The sequence below is a fragment of the Flavobacterium reichenbachii genome, from assembly GCF_002217435.1.
Lineage (GTDB): Bacteria > Bacteroidota > Bacteroidia > Flavobacteriales > Flavobacteriaceae > Flavobacterium > Flavobacterium reichenbachii.
The window spans coordinates 65691-88347 of the sequence record NZ_MUHF01000003.1; the positions used below are offsets into that span (position 1 = coordinate 65691).

At 33.7% G+C, this 22657-nt stretch carries 19 protein-coding genes; 7 read left to right on the top strand and 12 right to left on the bottom strand.

Translation table 11 applies throughout. From position 1 onward, the window contains the following. The first annotated feature begins 60 nt into the window (after positions 1-60). The 6 genes from B0A68_RS03730 (at position 61) to B0A68_RS03755 (ending at position 7456) form a co-directional block, all read left to right on the top strand. Complete coding sequence (locus tag B0A68_RS03730) at positions 61-1824, top strand: amidohydrolase (protein WP_051892597.1); 1764 nt, start codon at positions 61-63, stop codon at positions 1822-1824. 251 nt (positions 1825-2075) lie between these two features. Continuing rightward, complete coding sequence (locus B0A68_RS03735; RefSeq protein WP_165571339.1) at positions 2076-3095, top strand: MBL fold metallo-hydrolase; 1020 nt, start codon at positions 2076-2078, stop codon at positions 3093-3095. Between the two features lie 171 nt (positions 3096-3266). Continuing rightward, positions 3267-4640, top strand: coding sequence for an alginate export family protein (locus tag B0A68_RS03740; protein ID WP_035684624.1), 1374 nt, complete (start codon positions 3267-3269; stop codon positions 4638-4640). Between the two features lie 36 nt (positions 4641-4676). Beyond that, positions 4677-5177: a nuclear transport factor 2 family protein gene (locus tag B0A68_RS03745; RefSeq protein ID WP_035684622.1), complete on the top strand. Its 501-nt coding sequence runs from the start codon at positions 4677-4679 to the stop codon at positions 5175-5177. 141 nt (positions 5178-5318) lie between these two features. Beyond that, the gene (locus tag B0A68_RS03750) at positions 5319-6272 is read left to right on the top strand and encodes a polysaccharide deacetylase family protein (protein WP_051892795.1); all 954 of its coding nucleotides are present in this window, start codon (positions 5319-5321) and stop codon (positions 6270-6272) included. Positions 6273-6349: 77 nt separating this feature from the next. After that, positions 6350-7456, top strand: a complete 1107-nt coding sequence (locus B0A68_RS03755; protein ID WP_035684620.1) for an alkene reductase — start codon at positions 6350-6352, stop codon at positions 7454-7456. A gap of 149 nt (positions 7457-7605) precedes the next feature. Here the strand turns inward: B0A68_RS03755 and B0A68_RS03760 are convergent, their stop codons facing one another. The 4 genes from B0A68_RS03760 to B0A68_RS03775 form a co-directional block, all read right to left on the bottom strand. Then, the gene (locus B0A68_RS03760; RefSeq protein WP_035684618.1) at positions 7606-8448 is read right to left on the bottom strand and encodes a carboxylesterase family protein; all 843 of its coding nucleotides are present in this window, start codon (positions 8446-8448) and stop codon (positions 7606-7608) included. An 89-nt stretch (positions 8449-8537) separates the two neighbouring features. Then, a complete protein-coding gene (locus B0A68_RS03765; protein ID WP_035684616.1) occupies positions 8538-9107 on the bottom strand; it encodes a hypothetical protein in 570 nt (189 codons plus the stop codon). Beyond that, a complete protein-coding gene (locus B0A68_RS03770) occupies positions 9094-9588 on the bottom strand; it encodes an RNA polymerase sigma factor (RefSeq protein ID WP_035684614.1) in 495 nt (164 codons plus the stop codon). The genes B0A68_RS03765 and B0A68_RS03770 overlap by 14 nt, the downstream gene beginning before the upstream one ends. Then, a complete protein-coding gene (locus B0A68_RS03775; protein ID WP_035684612.1) occupies positions 9589-10425 on the bottom strand; it encodes an alpha/beta fold hydrolase in 837 nt (278 codons plus the stop codon). Between the two features lie 331 nt (positions 10426-10756). Here B0A68_RS03775 and B0A68_RS03780 point away from each other — a divergent pair, with 331 nt between their 5' ends. Next, entirely contained in the window at positions 10757-12721 is a 1965-nt protein-coding gene (locus B0A68_RS03780; protein WP_035684610.1) for a KUP/HAK/KT family potassium transporter, read from the top strand. An 82-nt stretch (positions 12722-12803) separates the two neighbouring features. Here B0A68_RS03780 and B0A68_RS03785 read toward each other — a convergent pair whose 3' ends face one another. The 8 genes from B0A68_RS03785 to B0A68_RS24395 form a co-directional block, all read right to left on the bottom strand. Then, positions 12804-14018 (bottom strand): hypothetical protein, encoded by a 1215-nt coding sequence (locus tag B0A68_RS03785; protein WP_035684606.1) that lies wholly within the window; start codon positions 14016-14018, stop codon positions 12804-12806. Positions 14019-14051: 33 nt separating this feature from the next. Next, positions 14052-14954: a DUF4625 domain-containing protein gene (locus B0A68_RS03790; RefSeq protein ID WP_035684602.1), complete on the bottom strand. Its 903-nt coding sequence runs from the start codon at positions 14952-14954 to the stop codon at positions 14052-14054. Between the two features lie 16 nt (positions 14955-14970). Continuing rightward, a complete protein-coding gene (locus tag B0A68_RS03795; protein ID WP_051892593.1) occupies positions 14971-17403 on the bottom strand; it encodes a TonB-dependent receptor in 2433 nt (810 codons plus the stop codon). Between the two features lie 10 nt (positions 17404-17413). Beyond that, positions 17414-17896, bottom strand: a complete 483-nt coding sequence (locus B0A68_RS03800; RefSeq protein WP_035684600.1) for a DUF4625 domain-containing protein — start codon at positions 17894-17896, stop codon at positions 17414-17416. A gap of 32 nt (positions 17897-17928) precedes the next feature. Continuing rightward, the gene (locus tag B0A68_RS03805) at positions 17929-18861 is read right to left on the bottom strand and encodes a DUF4625 domain-containing protein (protein WP_035684598.1); all 933 of its coding nucleotides are present in this window, start codon (positions 18859-18861) and stop codon (positions 17929-17931) included. 574 nt (positions 18862-19435) lie between these two features. Continuing rightward, positions 19436-19783 carry a hypothetical protein gene (locus B0A68_RS03810; protein ID WP_035684596.1) on the bottom strand — a complete coding sequence of 116 codons (348 nt, stop codon included), beginning with the start codon at positions 19781-19783 and terminating at the stop codon, positions 19436-19438. Positions 19784-20202: 419 nt separating this feature from the next. Further along, on the bottom strand, positions 20203-22374 hold the full coding sequence (locus B0A68_RS03815; RefSeq protein ID WP_035684594.1) for a prolyl oligopeptidase family serine peptidase: 2172 nt from the start codon (positions 22372-22374) through the stop codon (positions 20203-20205). Between the two features lie 42 nt (positions 22375-22416). Next, positions 22417-22566 carry a hypothetical protein gene (locus B0A68_RS24395; protein WP_165571338.1) on the bottom strand — a complete coding sequence of 50 codons (150 nt, stop codon included), beginning with the start codon at positions 22564-22566 and terminating at the stop codon, positions 22417-22419. Positions 22567-22657: the final 91 nt, after the last annotated feature.

Here is a 22657-nt window from a genome sequence, read left to right on the forward strand (position 1 = left end):
CAGAACTATGTTTCTATGTGTTGAAAAATAATTGCCCTCAACGGATTAAATAACTAAATCATGAAAAAACTACTGCTATCAGTATTGCTTTTTGCTGGACTTTTATCGCAAGCTCAGCAAAAAGCAGATCTGATTATTTACAACGGAAAAATTGCAACGATGCAGAAACAAGGCGAATTTGTTCAGGCAATTGCAATAAAAGACGGAATCATTCTGGACACTGGAACAGAGAAAACAATATTTTCTGCTTATAAAGCAACAGAAACAAAATTAATTGATGCTAAAGGAAAAACAGTAATTCCTGGACTTAATGACAGTCATATGCATGTCATTCGCGAAGGTTTAAACTATAATTCTGAATTGCGATGGGACGGTGTAAAAACCTTAAAACGCGCTATGGAAATGCTGAAAGAACAGGCAGCAAGAACGCCCGATGGTGTTTGGATTAAAGTAATTGGAGGCTGGAACGAATTTCAGTTTGAAGAAAAAAGACAGCCTACCATTGAAGAAATCAATGCTGCAGTTCCTGATAAACCTGTATTTATTACTTATTTGTACGGAAAAGCTTTCCTGAACAAAAAGGGAATTGAAGTTTTGGGATATACAAAAGATACTAAATACGAAGGAAGTGTTCTGGAACAGGATTCTAAAGGAAATTTAACGGGTTTAATGTATGCTAAAGAAACGCCAAAAGCTATTTACATGACGTTGGGGCTTACCACAAAACTAAGTCCGGAGGAACGTCTGAACAGCTCGATACAGTTTAATCATGAACTCAATCGTTTTGGACTTACGAGTATAATTGATGCAGCGGGCGGGAGCCAAAACTTTCCTGCAGATTATGTGACTTCACTGGAATTGGCAAAACAGAATAAATTGAGTCTTAGAATTTCCTATTACTTGTTTGCACAGCAAAAAGGCAGAGAGCTTCAAGATTATGAGAAATGGGTTGCAGAAACTCAAATCAATAAAAATGATAATCTGATAGTTGCAAATGGTTATGTAGAAGAAGGTGCCGGAGAAAATATAGTGGCTTCGGCAGCAGATTTTGAAAATTTTCTGGAACCGAGAATTGTGTTGTCTGATGAAATGGAAAAAGATCTTGAACCTATTATTCGGTTATTAGCAAAAAATAAATGGCCTTTTAGACTTCATGCGACGTATGGCGAATCTATTGACAGAATGCTAAATGTGTTTGAAAAAGTAAATAAGGAAATTCCGTTTAACGGATTACGATGGTTTTTTGATCATGCCGAAACTATTACAACACCAGAACTGGAACGTGTTAAGAAATTAGGCGGAGGTATTGCAGTGCAGTTTAGAATGTATTATCAGGGAGAATTGTATAATAAATTGTACGGAGCTCCAAAAACACAACTGCCTCCAATTAAAAAAATGCTCGAATTGGGGATTCCGGTTGGTGCAGGAACAGATGCAACCCGAATTTCAACTTACAATCCCTGGATGTCCTTGCATTGGTTATTGACAGGAAAAATAATTGGCGGTATGCAGTTCTGGCCTAAAGATCAGACTTTGGATAAATTCACAGCTTTACAACTGTATACTTCGGGAAGTGCATGGTTTTCTGGCGAAGAAAAAGATAAAGGAAAATTGATAAAAGGAATGTATGCTGATTTAACGGTTTTATCTGACGATTATTTTTCGCTTAAAGCGGATGATGTTAGAAAAATCGAATCGGTATTGACTGTCGTTAACGGCAAAATTGTTTTCGCTTCCGCGGAATATAAAGCGTTGAATCCAGAAATTCCTGCTGTAATTCCGGATTGGTCTCCGGTGAAATATTTTGGAGGTTATCAAAAATAATGGTGCACAGGTGACGCGGATTATACGGATTCGCTTTCGCGAAAACGCGGATTTAAACGGATTTTTTTATGCTCTCGTTTGAGCTGATTCCAAAAAAGCGATTTTTCTCCCTTTAGCCCTGATCGAAGCGGCATCCTTTGCTTTTTTCTTTAAAAAAGCAAAGATACAGCGAAGAGCAGGAACCATGAATCCAAAAAAGCCAAATGCATTTGCTCATAATAAAACTGAAAATTGATAAAAAATATACAATCATGAAAAAGAAAAACCACATCTTAATCAAGCTGCTATGTGTCATTGCATTTTTTGTAATGCACAGCACTTATGCACAAATGCCGATGCCGCCCGAAGTTCCAATTTGGGACGCGAATAAAGTGATCTTACAATTGCATAAAATATCCGATAATGTTTATGCCGTTTCGCCTTCAACAACTGAAACTGAAACCACAAAAGGAATTCCGCAGGCTACTTCTGCGGGGTTTATCGTGGGAGACAAAGGCGTTTTGTTAATAGAAACGATGCTGAGCAAAAGATTATACGACCAATTGTACAAATTGATTCGCTCTGTAACTCAAAAACCTATTGTATATGCAGTGAATACAAGTGATCACGGCGATCATTGTTTTGGAAATTACTTGCTTCCAAAAGAAACTATTTTGATACAAAATGAATTCTGCAAAGAAAACCTTGCTAAGAATTACGACGGAATTAAACAATTTATGATTATGCTTTTTGGAAAAGACCGCGGGATAGAGCAAAGTGTATATCGTCCCGCAGATCTTACTATTGCAGTAAATCAAAGTCTCAAACTAGATTTGGGCGGTGGCAAAATTGTAGAAATCATTAATGTAGGAACGGCACAGTCTCCGGCAGATTTATTTGTATTTCTTAAGGACTCGGACAAAAATGTATTATGGGCGGGAAATCCTTTTATAGCCGAAAGTCCGGCAATTCCATGGCTGTTTGACGGATATTTTTTAGAGCCGGTTCAAAACCTGAATAAGATTTACAACATGATTTCGGATAAGGATATTGTAGTTCCCGGACATGGAAGAATTACTAATAAAGCCGGAATTAAATATACTATAGATTATGTTACAGCTTTGCAGGCCAATGTAGAAAAGGCAGTAAAAAAAGGTTTGACTTTAGAAGAAACCAAAACTGCTGTAACTATGAAAGAATTCAACAAAGGCTATGTACTTTTTGACTGGCTGCATTTTAATTTCAATGTTCCAAATGCTTATAAAGATATTAAGCAAAACGGGGTTAAATAATTGATAATTGATAATTGATAATTTTTAGAATTACGCACAGCTATGTTGGTTTAAACAAGCGAAACGTTTTTGTTTAAAACTTTCAAAATCTATCCCGTCCCGAAGTTTCGGGATTAGGACTATGTGTTTAAATAATTATATCCAACGAATAGATAATTTAAAATTTGATTTATGAAAAACAAGATACTATTACTTGTTTTGTTGATTTCAATATCAGGATATGCACAACGGTATCCTGATTTTAAATCGCTTCGGTTTGATGAAAATTATAGTTTTCTTGAGAATGATACCGTAAGCAATGAGTGGTATAAAACAGTGAAATTCCTGCCGCTTTCTAGTTCTAAAAAAACATATGTCAGTTTTGGGGGCGACATACGGTTTCAGTACTTCTATGCTAAAAATGAAAATTGGGGCGATGGTCCGCAGGATAACGATGGTTATGTTTTGGGAAGATATTTATTTCATGCCGATTTTCATGCCGGCAAGTACTTTAGAACTTTTGTTCAGGTGCAGAGCAGCATGGCTGACGGGAGAATTGATCCAAGTCCTGTGGAACAAAACCCGCTCGAAGTACATCAGGCTTTTGCTGATATTAATATTGTAAATGATGGCAGTAAAAGACTTATTTTAAGAGCAGGAAGGCAGGAACTTACTTATGGATCGCAGCGTTTGGCTGCCGTTAGGGAAGGTCCTAACAACAGGCAGTCTTTTGATGGTGTGAAAGTAATGGTGTCAAAACAAAATTTTGCAGCTGATTTTTTTTACAGCCATTATGTAGTGGCACATGATGGTATTTTTGATGATGCATCCAATAAAGACAGACAATTTTGGGGAAGTTATCTGGTTTTTAATAAAACACCAATTATCAAAAATATCGATGTGTATTATTTAGGATACGAAAGAGCCAAAGCCGCTTTTAATGATGCAACAGGAAAAGAAAACCGACAATCGATAGGAACAAGAATCTGGGGAAAAACCGAGAATTGGCGATATGACGGAGAAGCAGTGTATCAATTTGGTGATGTCGCAGAGAAAAATATTACAGCCTGGACTGCTTCTATTAATGCTGGATATCGTTTTAATACGGTAAAGTTTCGTCCGGAAATTGGTTTTAAAGCAGAGGTAATAAGCGGAGATAAAAAGGAAGGAGACAATAGTCTGGAAACTTTTAATCCGCTTTTTCCAAGAGGCGCTTATTTTGGACTGGCATCGGTAATCGGACCTTCAAATTTAATTGATTTTCATCCTTCATTAAGTTTTGAAATTGCCAAAAATGTAGACTGGGTTATTGATTATGATATGTTTTGGAGGTACAGCAGCAAAGATGGTATTTATGCACCAAATACCTCATTGATCTATCCCGGAAATACTACAACGGAGAAAAAAATAGGGAATCAGTTAGAAAGTGAAATCATCTGGGAACCCAATCAATATGTTTATTTCAGGCTCGAAGCCACTTGGTTTCAGGCTGGAGATTATATCAAAGCATCGGGAACTGGTAAAAATATATTCTTTACAGGAATTACGATGCAGCTTCATTTTTAAGTTAGAAAAACATACGTTAAATTTAAAAAGAATAATATGAAACAAACTGTTATACAATCAAAAAGGAAAAAGGTACACTTAATAGCACTATTGCTGTTAATCAGTTTTTCAATACAGGCACAGGTAAATTCACAGGAAGAAATCAATACAAAGCAGACTGTAGATAAATTCTTTGGATATGTAGGAGCTAAAAACCCCGAAAAAATAGCCTCAATGGTTTCAGAAAATGTAGACTGGTACATTTTTGAATCTAAGTATATGCCATGGACAGGACACCGATCTAAGCGTGAAGAAATTTCAGAATTATTTAAAACCCTCTTTAGTTACTTTATTGACGGAAGCGAAAAACTCGAGGCGCAATCTATTTTAATACAAGGAAAAGAAGTAGCAGTTTTTGGTTTTGTCGAACGAACAGTGAAAAAAAATGGTAATCATTTTAAAATGCCTTTAGCAATTCATATAACAGTAGAAAATAATTTGATAAGCAAATTTTCACTCTATGAGGAAACTTTAATTATTGAAAAAGCGCTTAAATAAAATAAGAATAAAAGTATATGGAATCAGAGTCTTTTAATCTTATATGTGATTATCAGAATTTCGGCATTTATTAATCGCTGCTCTGTTTTTTGATAACTTTTAATGCTGTTACAATTCGTAAAATTAAAATTAAATACGTACATGAACGATAGAAGAACATTTATAAAACAAGCAGGTCTCGCTGGTCTTGCAGGCTTGCTTCCGGTAACCAAATTAGCATCAGGGAATTTAGCAGAGACATCAGACAATGATAAAAGTACTGCCGCAAAGTGGGCTGACGGCTCACGTTTGGTGGTATCGGTATCCATGCAGTTTGAAGCAGGAGGACAGCCTGTAAATGCTGAGAGTCCCTTTCCGCAGAATATGCAAAAAGGTTTTGTTGATCTTCCTAGTGAGACTTGGTATCAATATGGGTATAAAGAAGGAATTCCAAGAATGCTGGACAACTGGGATAAGCTGGGAATCAAAGTTACCTCGCACATGGTCGGTTCTGCAGTATTAAAGAATCCAGATCTTGCAAAGGAAATTGTCGCAAGAGGGCATGAAGCAGCAGCGCACGGTATGGATTGGGCAACACAATATTCTATGCCCTATGAAACTGAAAAAAAGTTTATTAAAGATGGAGCAGAAGCTATTAAAAAAATAACAGGTTTTGAACCTGTGGGCTATAATGCAAATTGGCTGAGACGCGGTACAAATACACTGGAAATTTTACAGGAGTTAGGTTTTAAATATCATATTGATGATTTAAGCCGCGACGAACCATTTTTGATAAAGGTAAAAGGGAATGATTTTGCGGTGGTTCCATATACAATTCGCTGTAATGATATTGTATTAATAGAAGGAAAAAATTTTAGTGCAGATCAGTTTGTGCGTCAGGTTATATTAGAATTTGACCAGCTTTATAAGGAATCTGAAAAAAAGCGCAGACAGATGTCAATTAGTTTCCATGATCGTATAGGAGGTACACCACAAATGGTTGCAGCAACTACAGAAATCATCTCGTACATTCAGAAACATAAAGGAGTCAGCTTTAGACGAAAAGACGAGATTGCTCAAATGGCTTATACGGATAAGAGCATCTTACGAGAATAATGATGCCGCCAAAAATAATTAACTGACTAATTTAAAAAGAGTAATCAAAAGTATAGTTCAACATAACAACAATTAAAATGAAGTATCAGAAACTATTTGAGCAGTACAATTTAAGCGGAAATCAATTAGAGAACCGTTTTTTAATGGCTCCAATGACTCGTTCAAGAGCTTCACAGCCAGGTGATATTCCAAATGCTTTAATGGCAGAATACTACGCCCAGAGAAGTACAGCCGGTTTGATAATTACAGAAGCCGTTCAGGTTTCTCTGCAGGGAAAAGGTTATGCTAAAACTCCCGGTATTTACAGTGAAAATCAAATTGAAAACTGGAAATTAATAACGGATGCGGTGCATGAAAATGGGAGTAAAATATTTCTTCAGTTATGGCATGTCGGTAGAGTAAGCAGTTCAAAAGTGAACGGATTACAGCCTATAGCCCCTTCTGCATTAACAGCCCAAAATACCAGTGTTTATATTTTTGATGGCGCTCCAAATGGAGATGCCACTTTTATTCCGGTAGAAGAACCTCGAGAAATGAACCAATCAGATATAGATACGGTAATTAAAGAATTTGTAAAAGGCGCTGAAAATGCAATCGAAGCCGGTTTTGACGGAGTTGAAATTCATGCGGCAAACGGTTATTTAATCGATCAGTTTTTACGCAGCAATAGCAATAAAAGAGAGGATGAATATGGCGGAACGAAGGAAAATAGAATTCGTTTACTGATTGAAATTTCGAGCGCAGTTGCCAATGCAGTCGGAAAAGAAAAAACGGGAATTAGACTATCGCCATTTATCAGCTTTAAGGATATGAATGATCCTGAAATTTTGCAGACTATAATGCTTGCAGCAACAGCATTAAACAAACTCGATGTTGCTTATATTCATCTTTGCGAGGCAGATTGGGATGACGCACCTCAGATTCCGATTGATTTTAGAATTAAACTTCGAGATGCATTTAAAAACACGATTATCGCGACAGGCAATAAAACTCCTGATGAGGGCGAGAAACTTCTTCAAGAAAACTTAGTCGATTTAATTGGCTTTGGAAGAAAGTTTTTAACCAATCCAGATTATCCTGCGAGGGTAAGACAAAATTTGAGCTTAAATGAAATTTCAGATAATCATACTTTATTTGGAGGAGGTGAAGCAAGAGGTTATACAGATTATTCTTTTCTGAGATAACGAAATAGATTTAATAATAAATACTCAAATCTTCTTTGATAAAGTCTGCACTTTTTCAAAGGTCTGTCAGAAAATCAAAAGCCTTTAAACGTCATTGTTTAAAGGCTTTTGATTTTTATAACTGTTCTCAATTTCAGTTCCTGTTTTTATCAGTTTTTATGTTTTTCAAATAGCCATTTTGGAATTTCCTCGGTTATTAAAAACGGAATCACAATGTTATCATGATTGAGATTACTTAAAGTTGTAAAAATCAAATTTTTGTTTGAAGATAATTTATTAAACAATTCAAAACTTCCGATATATGGATTCTCCTCGTCTTTTTCACCATGAATAAGCCATATATTTTTATTGCTAATTTTTTTTAGGTTTGAAAAATCAGGAACGGATGCAACAGAAACAGTCGCAGCAAATTTGTCTGGCATAATATTTAGTAAATTTTGTGCAGTTGAACCGCCCATAGAATAACCAATTAAGTAAATCCTGTTTTTATCAATATTTGGATATTCTTTTTCAATATTTTGAATTAACTTCAATAAGGCAAAAACATCTTTTGAAGGTTTTGAAATTTGAACCCCATCAATGTTTTTTTCATAATTTGAAGAACGGCTGTTAAATTGCGGTGCAATTACATAACATTGATATTTACTGTAAATTTCAGGTCTCAACCAAATTTTTGCAAAGGGTTCAAGTTGATTTTGATTATCATTTCCAATTCGGGTTGAGTTATGGAAAGTAATTACCAGAGGATATTTTTGACTCTTAATATTATTTTTCGGCGTTAGAAGTCTATAAGGAATTTGTATGTTTTCTTTAGTAAATATTTTTTTTGCAAAAACATCAGTATTTAAACTGTTTAATGTTTTTCTATTATTTACGAAAGTTAAACTGTCAACAGTCGTTTCTCGGAACTCTTTTTTCTGTGCAATAGCAAAATTTGCCGTTAAAGTCAAAAAAAGTATCGCTGGAATTTGTTGTAAATTTATTTTAAACATACGGTTTTTTATAAAGTTTTGGTTGACATTTAATGATCTTTAATTCCTAAAAAAAGTTCTTCCGTGATTTGTATTTTACTCAATGCTTTTTACGAGATGCTCTTTAAGAAATCTAAAAGCTGCATTTCTTTTTTAATTATTCTAACCATAATTAAACCGAACACTAGTAAAAAAACAAATCCGCTTGATACGACATAAAGGTAAAAACCTCTGGAGAAAGTTTCTTTAAAAATAGGCAATAGAAACGTAAATCCGGCAGTATACGTCAGGTAAATTATTGGTGTAAAAATATAGTGTATTTTTTTTCTCCATTGATAAAATTGGTTGGCCTGTTTACTATATTCAAGTAAGGTAACATCTGTTTTTAAGTTCTCTAATTTTTCCCCGCTAATCCACTCTAAAGCCACCCGTATTATTAACATTGTAATCATAATACATAATCCGAAACTAAATTGCGTTTGTTTGTAAGCACCTGCCCAAATATAATAAAAGATTAATATTATTACGGTTAAGCTCAAAATTGCTCTGGTCCAAAAATGATTGCGTTTAATTTTTTTAGTGTGTGCCTCTGCTTTTTCGATAACAGCTGCGGCGGCTGGTTTTGAATCGTATTCAGTCTGCTGATTCCAGATATTTTGTAAATCTTCAAATGTCTTCATTTTGTACACATTTAGTTAAAGTTTTTTTTATTCTATGGATTCTAACCCGAAGAGTCTCTTCGGTTATCCCGATTACTTCTGATATTTCGTTATATTCTATACCATCTAAGGTCATCAGGATGATCATTTTGTTGGTTTCTTCAAGCTTTTGTATACACTTATACATTTGTTGAAGCTGTTCTTCTTTTTCGTTAGAATAGATATCGGAAACAACTTGAGGCATTATAACTGTCCTGATTTCTTTTCTGGAAAATGATTTCCGCAAATAAAGAAGACAAGTGTTTACAGCAATTTTATAAATCCATGTGCTAATGCTGGATTCATTTCGGAAGGTGTCTAAATTTTCCCATACTTTGATAAAGATTTCCTGCGCAGCATCAGAAGCTAATGCAATATCTCCACAAAAATAACCTTTGCACAAACGAAACACTTTATTATAATGCTTGTTGTATATCTCGTTAAATTGGTTTTTTTTATCCACCTATTGTAATTCTAATTTTACTTTTTCCATAAACCACTTCGGTTGATCATACATTACAAAATGAGCCGAGTTGGCAGCATAATAAATTTTAACAGACGGTAGATTTTCATACTGCGCTTTATAGGTGTTTTGTACCGTGTTAAGATCTGGATTTGTTGCAGCTAAAATTACTACCGGAATTTTAATTCTAGCAATTTCTTTTCGTAAATCCAAATTAAGCATATCGATATAACCATAAACATAGGTTTTTCTATCGACAGTATTCATCCATTCAGTAATTGTTTTTTGCTTTTCTTTGTTTAGACACATGTACGAAATCGACTGAGAATTCATTGCATTAAATGCCTTTTGATCCATAGCCAGCATCATTTTACTCTGCGGATTGTCATAAGGAATTACTTCTCCTTTATAATTAGGAATCATTAAAGCTGCACTTGCCGGCAAAGCATCAACGATAATTAATTTTTTAAATAAATTAGTTTCTTCTGATGCCAGCCACAAACTTAAAGTCCCTCCCAAACTATGACCAATTAAGATAGCTTTCTTTAATTTTTTGTTTTTTACATATAAGATGACCTGCTCTTTTATCGTAGAAAGCCAAGGCCCTTCAATTGGAGCAACATTCCCAAATCCTGCAAAAGTAAAAATGTGACATTCGTAATTTTTAGAAAGTTCGGCTACAGTTTCATTCCATACCTCTCCTGTGCAGCCAAAACCAGGGAATAATAAAACAGGCGCTCCTTTACCTTTTACATCTACCTTAAAAGCAGTTTGAGAAATAACAGATTTTGAAACAAGAAGCATAAATAAGATAATTAAAATTGATTTTGTTTTCATGATGTTTAATTTTTTTAAAGTTTACCTTTTGATGCATTGCTCTATTATTTGTTACCTCTAAAAAAGCTTTTTTTAAATTTAATTTATAAATAACTGATTTTTAGTGATTTAAAATTAAAAGTAATATGGTATACTATCTGCTTGAAGTGAATTCATTTGAAATTGATATTAATCTCAGAGAAGCTTTAAAAAGAATCTTTCCGAAAAAGCCAGGATAATTCTGAGTATATTTATACTGTAAAGTTGATTTTAATTGCTGCTGAAAAAAACAATGAAAAGAAGACAGTGAAATAGACAATAGTTACTAAATTAGTATACAATATTTATATTTATGAGCGCAAAACATAACAACTTACACAGTAAATTAACGCTGGGAGGCTTATTTATAGCATTAGGTATAATTTACGGTGATATTGGCACTTCACCTTTATACGTAATGAAAGCCATAATTGGAATTCATAATATTGATAAAGATGTAGTTTTGGGAGGCGTATCAGCAGTACTTTGGACCTTGACTTTACAGGCAACCATAAAGTACATTTTCATTACACTAAGTGCTGATAATAATGGAGAAGGAGGGATTTTTGCACTTTATGCCTTAGTGCGACGAACTAAAGTAAAATGGTTAATCGTACCGGCAATTATTGGAGGAAGCGCTTTGCTTGCAGATGGAATTATAACCCCGCCAATGTCTGTATCTTCTGCAATTGAAGGAATGAGAACTTTATATCCTAAAATTGATACGGTACCTATTATTATTGCGATTTTAGCAGCACTTTTTGCCATTCAGCAATTTGGAACAAAGTTAGTCGGAAAATTTTTTGCGCCAATAATGCTTATTTGGTTTGGTATGCTGGCTGTCTTGGGAGTCATGCAAATAACCAATCATCCCGATGTTTTAAAAGCAGTAAATCCGTATTATGCCTATCATTTACTAAGAATTCATCCAGAAGGATTTTATGTTTTGGGGTTTGTTTTCCTTTGTACAACAGGAGCCGAAGCTTTATACTCTGACATGGGACATTGCGGTAGAAAAAACATTAGAATCAGCTGGATTTTTGTTAAAAGTGCATTGCTGCTGAATTATTTTGGACAAGCTGCGTATTTGATTCAGCATGAAGGAGAAACACTTTTTAGTCTTGGCGGAAAATATGCAAATCCTTTTTACTTAATGATGCCGGAATGGTTTATACCTGTCGGAATAGTAATTGCTACACTCGCAGCAGTTATTGCATCACAAGCTTTAATCAGCGGTTCATTTACTTTAATCAATGAAGCTATTAAACTGAACTTCTGGCCTAAAGTAAAAATCAAATATCCTACAGAACAAAAAGGACAATTGTACATTCCGTCTATTAACTGGCTCATGATGACGGGTTGTATCATGATCGTGCTTCATTTTAAGGAATCTCAAAAAATGGAAGCCGCTTACGGACTTGCAATCGTGTTGTGTATGATTATGACCACTTTGCTGCTTAATTATTATCTGATAATGAAAAGAATTCCGTGGTACATTATTTCAGCATCAATAACCATTTATATGGTAATCGAAATTAGTTTTTTAATTGCCAGTTTAAACAAATTCATGCATGGCGGATATGTTGCAGTATTTGTAGCCTTAATTCTGATTGCAGTTATGGCAACCTGGTGGAAAGCGAAATCTATCAGTAAAAGTTATACCAAATACGTCCCTATTGATGGCTATAAAAAAGTACTTTCTGAATTGAGTATCGATGAATCAATTCCTAAATATGCAACACATTTGGTTTACATGACCAACGCTGCAAGAACAACTGATATAGAGCAAAAAGTAATTTATTCTATCCTGCAGATTCGTCCCAAAAGAGCTGATATTTACTGGTTTATTCATATTAATATTGTCGATGAACCTTATAGAAGAGATTATAGAGTGACCGATATGATCAAAGATGATTTATATCGAATTGACTTTTACCTAGGATTTAGAGAACCGATGAAAACCAATTTAATGTTTAAGGAAGTGATTCGCGATATGGTGATAAAAAGAGAAGTAGACATAACAAGCCGTTACTTATCATTGAACAACAATAATATAATGGGAGATTTTAAGTTTGTACTATTTAAAAAAATACTCTCAATGGACAGCGATTTTACATGGTCTGAAAAACTAATTATGAACAGTTATTTTTTACTTAAGAAATTTAGTTTGTCCGAGGAAAAAGGTTTTGGATTGGATACCAGTTCTGTAAAAATTGAAAAGTTCCCGATGCTGCTGCATCTTCCGGGAGATTTTAAAATGACACGAATTTATAAGTAAGTTCTCAAACATAGAAAAATAAAAAAACCAGTAAGCTTGTATTTGCTTACTGGTTTAATTTTAATATAATTACATGCTGTTTTTAGTGACTTTCGCTATTTTCAAATCCAAGAATAGTGATCATATACGGTGTTTTTGAAACTTTTATTTTCTTTACAATTGCCATTGAAGTCAAATTAAGCTGCAATAATTCTCCTGTATTTGGAGAAGTAATGTATGCAAAATTCTCTGTTACTTGAATTTGCGGTTTCAAAGCGGCATCAGCTGCAGTTTCGGTAATAATTTTTCCTTCTTTTTCAGCCGTTAAAGTATTTAAGTTAAATAGTTTAAATTCACCAGAATGCAGTAAAATTCCAAGTTTGCTGTTATTGTAACTTACTTTACATTGCATAATCGTGGTACTTTGCAGAATTGGTTTAATTGTTCCGTTTACAACATCAATTAAATACGCCCCTTTTGCGGCAGTATATCCTACAAATTTTCCTTTTGTTGAAGTTTCTAAAATACTTCCAAACCACGCAGTTCCAAAATCTTCAGGAAGTGTAATTAATTTTTGTTTTCCTGAACTTTCCACAACAAGAACACCGCTTGCAGAACCAAAGACAGCATAAGTTCCGTCTGAAGCATTTCCATGAATTCCTTTAGTTTGTAATGTAGATTCAAAAAGTGTTTTGCCGGTATTGTCGATAATTTTTACTTTTTCAGGAAGTGTTCCGGTAATAGAATTATCTTTTTCTGTAATGGCATAAGTTCCGTTTGAAAAACTTGCCATTGCGCCGTGATGTGCCAAAAGTCCGGCATTTATTACTTTAAATTTAGCTCCAGCGGTCTTAATTTCAGATTCTTTTGCAACAGATAATGTACCATCGCCATCATTAAAAGTCATCAATTCGCCAATTTTACTTTTAAAATGTGTCGGCAAAAGTGACTGACCGATTAAAGCGCCAAATTGCGGAAGTCCGTCTACATCAACGTGGTCGCCATGACTTTCAAAACCGCTGTCAAAGGTTTCAACAGTATTGTCTGCTCTGTGAATAATTCCGGCGTATCGGCCAGATTCTGTCGTATAAAGCGCCGATTTTGCAAATTTCGCATTAAAAGAAGCAATTGTAGCATCGACTGGATTTACAAGTGTAATTTCGGTTGTTTTTTCGTCAGAAAGTAAAACTCTTAAGTATTTAAATTCTGAAAGAGTTTCCTCCGGAGTTTCAATAGTTGAATCGTCATCGTTGCTGCAAGAGATTACAAAAGTGGATAAAGCGAATAGGAAAATCAGTTTGAAATAATTGTTCTTCATTGTAAATGTATTTAAATTAATATTTGGGTTTAATTAGAAATTAATAGTAATTGGCATCGATTTATAGACGCTCAGGTTGTAGGTTGTGTTTTTATAAAGTATCACCCAATTGTATTGTCCCGACTGCCAGGATTTATCTGCAATTGTTGGTGTTGCAATAGCATCCTTATCTGCTCCAATGCTGATGCTTTCTCCGCCCCAAACCTCATTTATCTTTTGCAGCGTAGCAATTTTTGAAGCAGGAGCAAGGTCTTTATGTTCGACCTTAGAAATCACGATAACCTTTTTCAGATCCAGATTATCAATACTTTCAGGATGATAGTTGAGACTTTTTTTGATTAAAACAGAATATAAAATTCCGTCGCCCATAATCTGGCTGACTTGTGCATGCGCAGTAAGTAAGTCATTCTTTTTGAAGATTAATTCCGGCTCGACCCACGTTTCCATATAGTAAATCAGATCGTCATTTCGGGAAATCATATCTCTGCCAATTAAAGGATCAGCAGGCATGTTGGCGGGATCTAAAATGGTAATTTCTTCCTTAATTTCGAGTTGGCTTCCATTCTGATCTAAAACAATAAAATAGAAATCGAATTTGCCTTCCGGAGCATCAGCAGGAATAGTAAAATGTTTGTGTACATTGGTGTTTTTCGTTCCAATATATTCACTCCATTTCAATTCTAATTTCCAGTCTTTTTTATACGTTTCACCACTTTTTGGAAGTATTTTTAGCTGTACATCGGCAATTTTATCACCGGCAGTAACATCGGCATTAAAATGGAAATCACGACCTATTAAGGCTCGTTTATTATTTGCAGTTCCAATTTCAACATTTTCGGCTGTTGGTTTAGAAACTTCATTGTTCTCCTCATTATCACAAGCTGTAAATACAGTTGTGGCAGCAAAAAACAGAAGAAATAGTTTTAATTTTTTCATAAGGTTATAGAATTGATTAATTTGATTTATGGATTAAAAACGGAACTTTTAGAGACAGAATAATATTTCGGCTTGCTTCCGGAAGTTCTATTAATCTGTAGAAACTTGTGTGATTGAGGTATTTTGTATTCAACAGATTTTGAACCTGCAGGCTGATTATAAAATCCTGTTGTCCGGTTTTTAGTTTCGTTCCCAAAGCAAGATTAAAAATGTTACTGCTAGCGGTTTTCTTTTCGGGAGGAACAATTTGATTTTGCGCGGCGGTATAACGATAATCAAGTGAAAAATAAGTGTCTTTTAAATTCTTGATTTGCGGACTGTAATTTATCCCAAATAAAACCGATGCAGGCGGAGAAAAGGGTAGAGTATAGCCTTTTTTACTTCCTGATAATTGCTCCGAATAAAGATATTCTGCCAGAATTTCGACGCTAAGATTCTGTAGAAACTGATAACGTGTCTGCAATTCTCCTCCATAACGCATGACTTTACTTTGCTCATATTCAAACACCTGATTTCCTGCTCCATAATAAATATCATGTTGTGAAGTAGGATTCAGATAAATGTAATTTGGAAAATAATTAAAAAACGGACTCAGTTGAAAAGACCATTTATTGGCTTGCCAATCCATTCCAAGATCTAATTGATACGAACGCTCAGCGGCTAAATTTGGATCTCCTTTTTCAAATCTGAAGTAGTGATAATTAACGCCGTTTGAAGCCAGTTCTTTTGCAATTGGTATTCTAAAACTTGTTCCCAGATTGGCTTTTAAAGAAAGTTTTCCGGGTGTATAATTTACTCCCGCAGACCAGTTAAAACTATTGAAAGTTCGTGTCAAATCTTCTGAACGTTTTAAATATTGAGATGTTGTCTGACCATTTTCTGTAATTTCACTTGGAAACCAATCGTTGTATTGCTCCATTTCGATTTTGCCATAATCTAATCGAACAGCTCCATGAAGCAGCCATAATTCGTTGAGCTGCATTTTATCATAAGCAAATAATCCGGTATTAAACTGCGTAAAAGCTGGAATTAAAAAACTCCATCCATTAATGTCATTTTGTTGTTGTTCAGCATTAATTCCCACAGAAATCTGATGTTTGTTTAATGAAAATTCATCTTTAACAGCCACAGAAAAAACTTGTTTATCATACTGTCTTTCCAAATCTTTAGGCGCATACATAGCATCAGGATAGATTGGAGGCATAAAACCGTGATTGACATAATGGCTCCATTCGCGACGGAAATTCTTTTGAAAACCCAACTGCGTTTCCACTTGATGGTTTGCTAATTGAAAAGAGGTTGTATTACTAATTTTGGTATGCGTTACTTCCTGAAAAGGCATCAAAATATCACGGTTCGATTTGTCATGAAGTTCAGTATCAACATTACGCGGTTCGAGTCCGTGTGCATTGGCAAAAAAGCCGCTTTTACTGTAAACATTACTCACATAAAAAACCGATTTAAATTTTTCGGTCACATATCCCGTACTAGCGTGTAAATCCAGTTCCCGACCTGCTGTGTTTCGCAAATGATTTTTGTACAGCGAAACAGCATAATTGTAAACATGAACCGTATCTGTGGGAACACGATAATCGCCGTAATCCATAACCGTCATTCTGGTATCGAAAAACCATTTTTCATTGCGCCCAAAAAGATTGATTGATCCTCCAAATTGTTCGTTATTGCTTTTTCCGGTAAAATCAACGCTTCCGCCAAAAGTGTTTTTAGAAGGGGTGGGAATGGGTTTTATATTAACCGCACCGCCAATAGCATCAGATCCGTACATAAAAGAAGACGGGCCTTTGATAATTTCGACACGATTTACTGCATATTGATCAATTTCAAGTCCGTGATCTGCGCCCCATTGCTGGCCTTCGTGTTTAATACCGTTTTCGACGACAATAACCTGATTAAAACTCAAGCCGCGAATTAAGGGTTTTGAACCGCCGGAACCAATCGAAATAGTTTTTACGCCGGGAATTCTCTGCAGCGACTGCATAAGGCTTCCGCCGAGGTTTCTCTGGATAAAACTACTGTTTACGGTTTCGATATTGAGCGATTCCTCTTTTTTTCGGCGCAAGCCAAAATGATCTGTAATCACAACTTCTTGTAATTCTTTTATCTCCGGTTTTAGAAAAATATCAGGCAGTAAAATTGAAGTCTCATTTAGCGAAAGCTTCATTTCATAAGGTAAATAACCCGCATGATTTATCTTTAAAATCTTCGAATCTTTTGGAATATTATTAAAATAAAAATGGCCTTTTTTATCTGTAATTGTGGTTAAATTACCGGGCAAAATAATAACGGTAAGACCTTCCAGTGAACCCCATTCACTGGAAAGTACTTTACCTGATACACGAACTGATTGCGCTGCTATTTTTGAACCTATTATAAAACAAAAAAGCAGCGAACAAAAAATACGTAATCGATTTGATTTGGTTTTGTTCATCAAAATCAGTTTATAAAATTTTAATGCTTAAACCTTTAATAGTCTGCCAGCCTTCTTTATCCGTCAGGCGGATTAAAAAATGATAATCTCCCGGATCAATATCCTGCGGAATGTTGATTTCCTGAACGGCTTCATAACTTTTTTGTCCTGCCGGAATGGTAACAGAATTGATATAAAGCATCGGATTTATCGGCTTTTTAATAGGATCTGCCACACAATCATTGACTTCTGTACTATGTGTATGATGATCAAAATTGTGGTGAATGTCCAGACTGTAAGACCCCAATTCTGTATTATCTGTAAATTTTGTTCTGAACATTATTTTTTGTCCGCGAGTAATTTCACTGCATTGTACAGGAAATGTATTTACAGCCGAAATATCAATAACAGGATATTCGGTATCAATTTCCGGCGAATCACTGGAACAGGCTGTAAAGAAAAATGCCATTGAAATATGCAATAATGCAAGTTTTACTATTTTTATTGTTTTCATTTTTAATGAGATTTATGAATTAAAATTTCCGATTAAAGATTAATTGGAACCTCGATAGATTGTGAAAAATTGATGTTGTAAGTCGTGTTTTTGTAAACCACCATATAAACATACGTTCCAGATGCCCACGCTTTGGTTCCTGTTATGCCCTGAGCTGGTACATTGTTGTCTTTTTGTGCACCAATAAACAATTCAGGTATTTCTCTTAAAAAAGTATTATTGCTTGCGTTGAAAGGAACATTGGAGAAAGTCCCTACTTCGGCCATGTCTTTATGCTCATAAACATCATAAACAATCACTTTGGTAAAGTCGATTTGATCGACGCTTTCAGGCAGATGTTTTGCATTTTTATTGATTAATAACAAATACATAATTCCGTTTCCTTTTACTCCGGTAAGTGTAACCTGAGACATGACTTTATCTCCGGTCTTAAATGAATCTCCTTCTTTGTAATATTTTCCTTTTCTATAGAAAAAATCTTCATTTTTAAACAGCGTAAATGTGGAAGAAACGGGGTTTACAGGTAAATTTCCTGCAGCATAAATGTTTAGGGTTTTCTTTACTTCAAGCGTAGTTCCGTTTTGGTCCTTTATGATAATTATAAAATCGTATTTACCTTCTGGAGCATCTGTTGGAATATCAAAATGTTTGTGAATGGTTGTATTTTTTGCGCCTGTATATTGTGGCCAATTAATTTCATGCGACCATACTTTTGAATATTTTTCGGTACTTATTTGTGCAATTTTTATTTGCACACTTTCAATTTTATCTCCAGCAACAACTTCTGCATTAAAATGAAAATCTTCGCCAATAGTTCCAATTTCGTTGTTTCCCAATCCCAGTTCGATTTTATCGATCGTTGGTTTTTCTTTTTGAGCTTGTGTCTGATTATCATTGTCGTTGTCGCATGCTGTAAACGCAAAGGCGCTTATTAAAAAAGCCACCAGAATTTTTCTTGTTTTCATGTTCTTAGATCTGATTTTGATTGTATTCATAAATGTAAAATTGGGTTACTAGAGAAAATAATACAGATTAATAATGCACATCCATTTAGAAATGTAAATGGAAGCATTGACTGATTTTTATAAGGTTTTTGAATAGAATTATGCCCGAAAAGTATCTTGAGAAATAAGCTTTTTATTTTCGGAACTACAGAAGAATTCAATCCCAATTTAGGATTAGAATATATTCTGATTGTTTAAAAATGCAACGTACAGCATTTACCTAAAACAGTTTTAGGTTTTTATTTTGAATTGAATTTAGTATCGAATAATAAAAGCAAAACCAGCCTAAACAGACTTTATTAAAAAGCAAATAAATGCTTTTTAATAATTTTCAGTTACATTTTTGCAGCTGTATTAAAGACATGTTTTGCTGATGTTTTGTAATCTGAAATTAAATTTAGTACTAGCGAAATAATGAAAGAAATTAACTTTCAAAATAAATAAAGTGCTAAAAAAATAATCGGATTTTCGAAGGTTTTTAAATTCTAAATAAAAAATACGTTTACATTTCATAGTGAAATGACTGCTTATTTATTTAAATTCTGGGAGGTGCACGAAGCGCAAAAAGAGATCCTTTAAAAAAGGAAGAATAGGTTTTGAAATAAAAGTTAACATAGGGAGTAATGCTGTAACTTTTATAAAAATCAAAATGTATAAATGAAAAAGTACTAACCGGACTAAACTTAAAATGACAAATTGCACATTCTTCATTTGAATGATTGTGTATTTTAAATTCGGTTTTGTGAGTATGATTCTGAAAAGTAGTTTTATGATCAGAATTATGATTTTGAATGTGTTCGTAAGAATGTATCGCCGGAAATAGTATTGCAAATACTACCAGCAGCGGCATAAAAAGATTGATAAATTTAAATTTCTTTCCCATTTTTACAAATCAGCAAAAAGCTGAAGCAGGGCAAATATAAAATACTTATTTGTAAATGCAACATAGTTTCGTTAAATAATTATAAAAGGAAAGAACTTTTTACAGGGATTGTTGTATTTTAGATTCGATTGGTACTATTATCGTGCTCCAATTTTAAATATACTTTCTAATTTTCATAATGAATTGGATGGAGTCAGGCGAGTGATCCAATACTATAGAATTATATTTATTACCGTTTTGAATTTTGAGAAGTGAAAATTCTATAACACTTACACTATATGTTTTATGCTCCGTAAGCTTACATTTCCACATATAGCAAGCTTAAGCTGCTTGTACTAAGAAAGCTTTTGTTTAAATAATTCTTATAAAATATTAAAAATAGAATTTATAAACATAAATATGTATTATAAATTTTACTCCTAATTTTTATAGTTTTCTTTAAGTAATTTAAATTTTGGATGTCCCATTTGCCAGAAAGCAAATGCAAATTCATCGGCATAATCATTATATAATTGTAAATTTGAGCTATTTATTCCATGTCCAGCATCATAATTTACTGCAAAAAGAATTTTATTTGTAGAAGATGTAGTTTCAAGTTTAGCTACAAATTTGGCTGACATCCAAGGTGCAACTCTTGCATCGTTCATTCCGACAGAAATAAGGCAGGCAGGATAATTAACATCTCTTTTTAAATGATTAAAAGAATCAATTTCTGCTAACATATCATGTTCTTCTTTAATACTTGGATCACCTAACTCTTTCATATTGTTTGGGCCATTTGGCGCTTTATCAATTCTAAGTGGATTAAGATAACCATCATAACAAATCATTACTTTAAATAAGTCAGGGCGTTCAGTCATCGCTCTTCCTACCAGAATGCCTCCAGCACTTCCGCTTAAGATTCCAATTTTTTCTTTTTTAGTTATATTATTTTTGATTAAATATTCAGCAGTTGCAATAAGATCTTTCCAAGTGTTTGGCTTATTCTTTTTAAGACCACCTTCATGCCACATATCTCCTTTTTCTCCCCCACCTCTTACGTGTGGTACAACATAAACGCCTCCATTCATAACCCATGTTAAAACAATAGGCTGAAATCGTGGACTTTTTGAAATTCCATAAGCACCATATCCATCCATCATGATATAGTTTTCTTTATCTTTTTTTAAATTTTTGCTGTATATTAAACTAACTGGAACCAAAACTCCATCATGTGATGGAATTTCAATTTCCTTAACCTCTAAATCTTTAAATTCGGGATAGGAAATTATAGGATTGATTTTGTCTTCAACAAATTTATCTTTTGAAAGGTTATAGCTGAATCTTCTATTTGGGTCTAGCCATCCACTTGTGGTTATCCATAAGGCGGTACTATATTTGTCATTTGTAGATAGGGAAATATTGCCGGCTTGCACAGGTAAGTCAATAGACTTTATTTGTTTATTATTTTTAAAATATAATTTAGCCTCAACACCATTTTTTTTAGTTGTATAGAATATACCATTACTATTTACAACAAAATCATCAATAACTTCTTTTAAATTCTGTTCTACAATTATTTCAGGATTTTTAAAATCAGGATTATAAATTTTAGTTCTTATAATTTTATAATTTGATGCCTCATTTGAAGAAATACAATATAAATCATCATTAATTATTATAGGATCTAATAATCCGTCACTTTTTCTGTATAGTTCTTTCCATTCCATTTTCTGAGATTGCAAATCAGAAATAATGGCATAAAAATAGTCGAAATAATTTGTTGCTCCGCTTAATGCGGCTAAAATATATTTATCTTTTAAGTGTATTTTTTTTATTATTGGAAAATCAGCTCTGAGTATATTTAAATTGGGATTGTTTTTTTTTGAAAAAATCACAGTATGTTTTGTAGAAATATCTCCTATTCTGTAAATAACAGATTCCGTATCTAAAAGATAGTTAGGGTCTTTTGTGTTAATGACCGGAATGTTAACATAGATAATTCCACTATTATCAGGAAGCCAATTTATTCCTCCTAATTCTGAAGGCCATGAATTAGAAATAATTGTGGGTAATAAAGTTTTGTTTTTAACATTTAGAAATCCTATTTCCGCAATTTCCTCTCCATTTTTTGTAAAACTGAGAGCTATTACACTTTCATCCCAAGATGGTTTTATATAGGAAATTGCAAATACATTTCCAGTTTCTTTTTTATAATTGGCTGAGTCGAAAAGTAAAATTTCTTCTTGCCCTTCTTTTTTAAAATAAAGCTTATCAGAATTATCTCTGTCAGTCTTCTTTAAATAATAAAATGAATTATTTTCTGTAATTGTTAATAATGTTACACTAAAAGATTTTCTTTTTTCAAATTCAATAAATTGTTTGACAAATTCATTTCTGCCTGAAATATTATCTAATAAATCTCTAGCTCGATCATTATGTTGTTTAAACCATTTTTGTACTGAATCATTCTGTAAATTTTCTAAATATTGAAAATTATCCATGGTGTTTAGATTTGAATGTCTGGTACTTTTTGAATCTATGTTTAAATCTTGTGATAGAGCGGAAAAGGTAAAATTAAATATAAAGAATAGAGTGATTACTTTTTTCATTTAATGTAACATTATAAAATAATATTGACTCGAATGTTAATATTATAGACCTCTTACAGTTGGAGAAGTTGCTGGTGGATCTTGTTCACCAGGATAATTTCCTCCTGTGATGGCTTTTTTGTTTTTAATTTCTGCAATTTTAAATTTTTCTAAAGAAAGCTTCTTTTCGTTTGCTTTTTGATTTTTTTTCATTTTCAATAAATTTAGTAATTTTTAATATGTGCAAATGTATATTACCATAATAGTTTAAAACAGTACAAGCACTCGATATTTATAAATATCG

Coding starts and splice junctions, on each gene's coding strand:
- B0A68_RS03730 (WP_051892597.1), top strand. CDS start 61: ATGAAAAAACTACTGCTATCAGTATTGCTTTTTGCTGGACTTTTATCG.
- B0A68_RS03735 (WP_165571339.1), top strand. CDS start 2,076: ATGAAAAAGAAAAACCACATCTTAATCAAGCTGCTATGTGTCATTGCA.
- B0A68_RS03740 (WP_035684624.1), top strand. CDS start 3,267: ATGAAAAACAAGATACTATTACTTGTTTTGTTGATTTCAATATCAGGA.
- B0A68_RS03745 (WP_035684622.1), top strand. CDS start 4,677: ATGAAACAAACTGTTATACAATCAAAAAGGAAAAAGGTACACTTAATA.
- B0A68_RS03750 (WP_051892795.1), top strand. CDS start 5,319: ATGAACGATAGAAGAACATTTATAAAACAAGCAGGTCTCGCTGGTCTT.
- B0A68_RS03755 (WP_035684620.1), top strand. CDS start 6,350: ATGAAGTATCAGAAACTATTTGAGCAGTACAATTTAAGCGGAAATCAA.
- B0A68_RS03760 (WP_035684618.1), bottom strand. CDS start 8,448: ATGTTTAAAATAAATTTACAACAAATTCCAGCGATACTTTTTTTGACT.
- B0A68_RS03765 (WP_035684616.1), bottom strand. CDS start 9,107: ATGAAGACATTTGAAGATTTACAAAATATCTGGAATCAGCAGACTGAA.
- B0A68_RS03775 (WP_035684612.1), bottom strand. CDS start 10,425: ATGAAAACAAAATCAATTTTAATTATCTTATTTATGCTTCTTGTTTCA.
- B0A68_RS03780 (WP_035684610.1), top strand. CDS start 10,757: ATGAGCGCAAAACATAACAACTTACACAGTAAATTAACGCTGGGAGGC.
- B0A68_RS03785 (WP_035684606.1), bottom strand. CDS start 14,018: ATGAAGAACAATTATTTCAAACTGATTTTCCTATTCGCTTTATCCACT.
- B0A68_RS03790 (WP_035684602.1), bottom strand. CDS start 14,954: ATGAAAAAATTAAAACTATTTCTTCTGTTTTTTGCTGCCACAACTGTA.
- B0A68_RS03795 (WP_051892593.1), bottom strand. CDS start 17,403: ATGAACAAAACCAAATCAAATCGATTACGTATTTTTTGTTCGCTGCTT.
- B0A68_RS03800 (WP_035684600.1), bottom strand. CDS start 17,896: ATGAAAACAATAAAAATAGTAAAACTTGCATTATTGCATATTTCAATG.
- B0A68_RS03805 (WP_035684598.1), bottom strand. CDS start 18,861: ATGAAAACAAGAAAAATTCTGGTGGCTTTTTTAATAAGCGCCTTTGCG.
- B0A68_RS03810 (WP_035684596.1), bottom strand. CDS start 19,783: ATGGGAAAGAAATTTAAATTTATCAATCTTTTTATGCCGCTGCTGGTA.
- B0A68_RS03815 (WP_035684594.1), bottom strand. CDS start 22,374: ATGAAAAAAGTAATCACTCTATTCTTTATATTTAATTTTACCTTTTCC.
- B0A68_RS24395 (WP_165571338.1), bottom strand. CDS start 22,566: ATGAAAAAAAATCAAAAAGCAAACGAAAAGAAGCTTTCTTTAGAAAAA.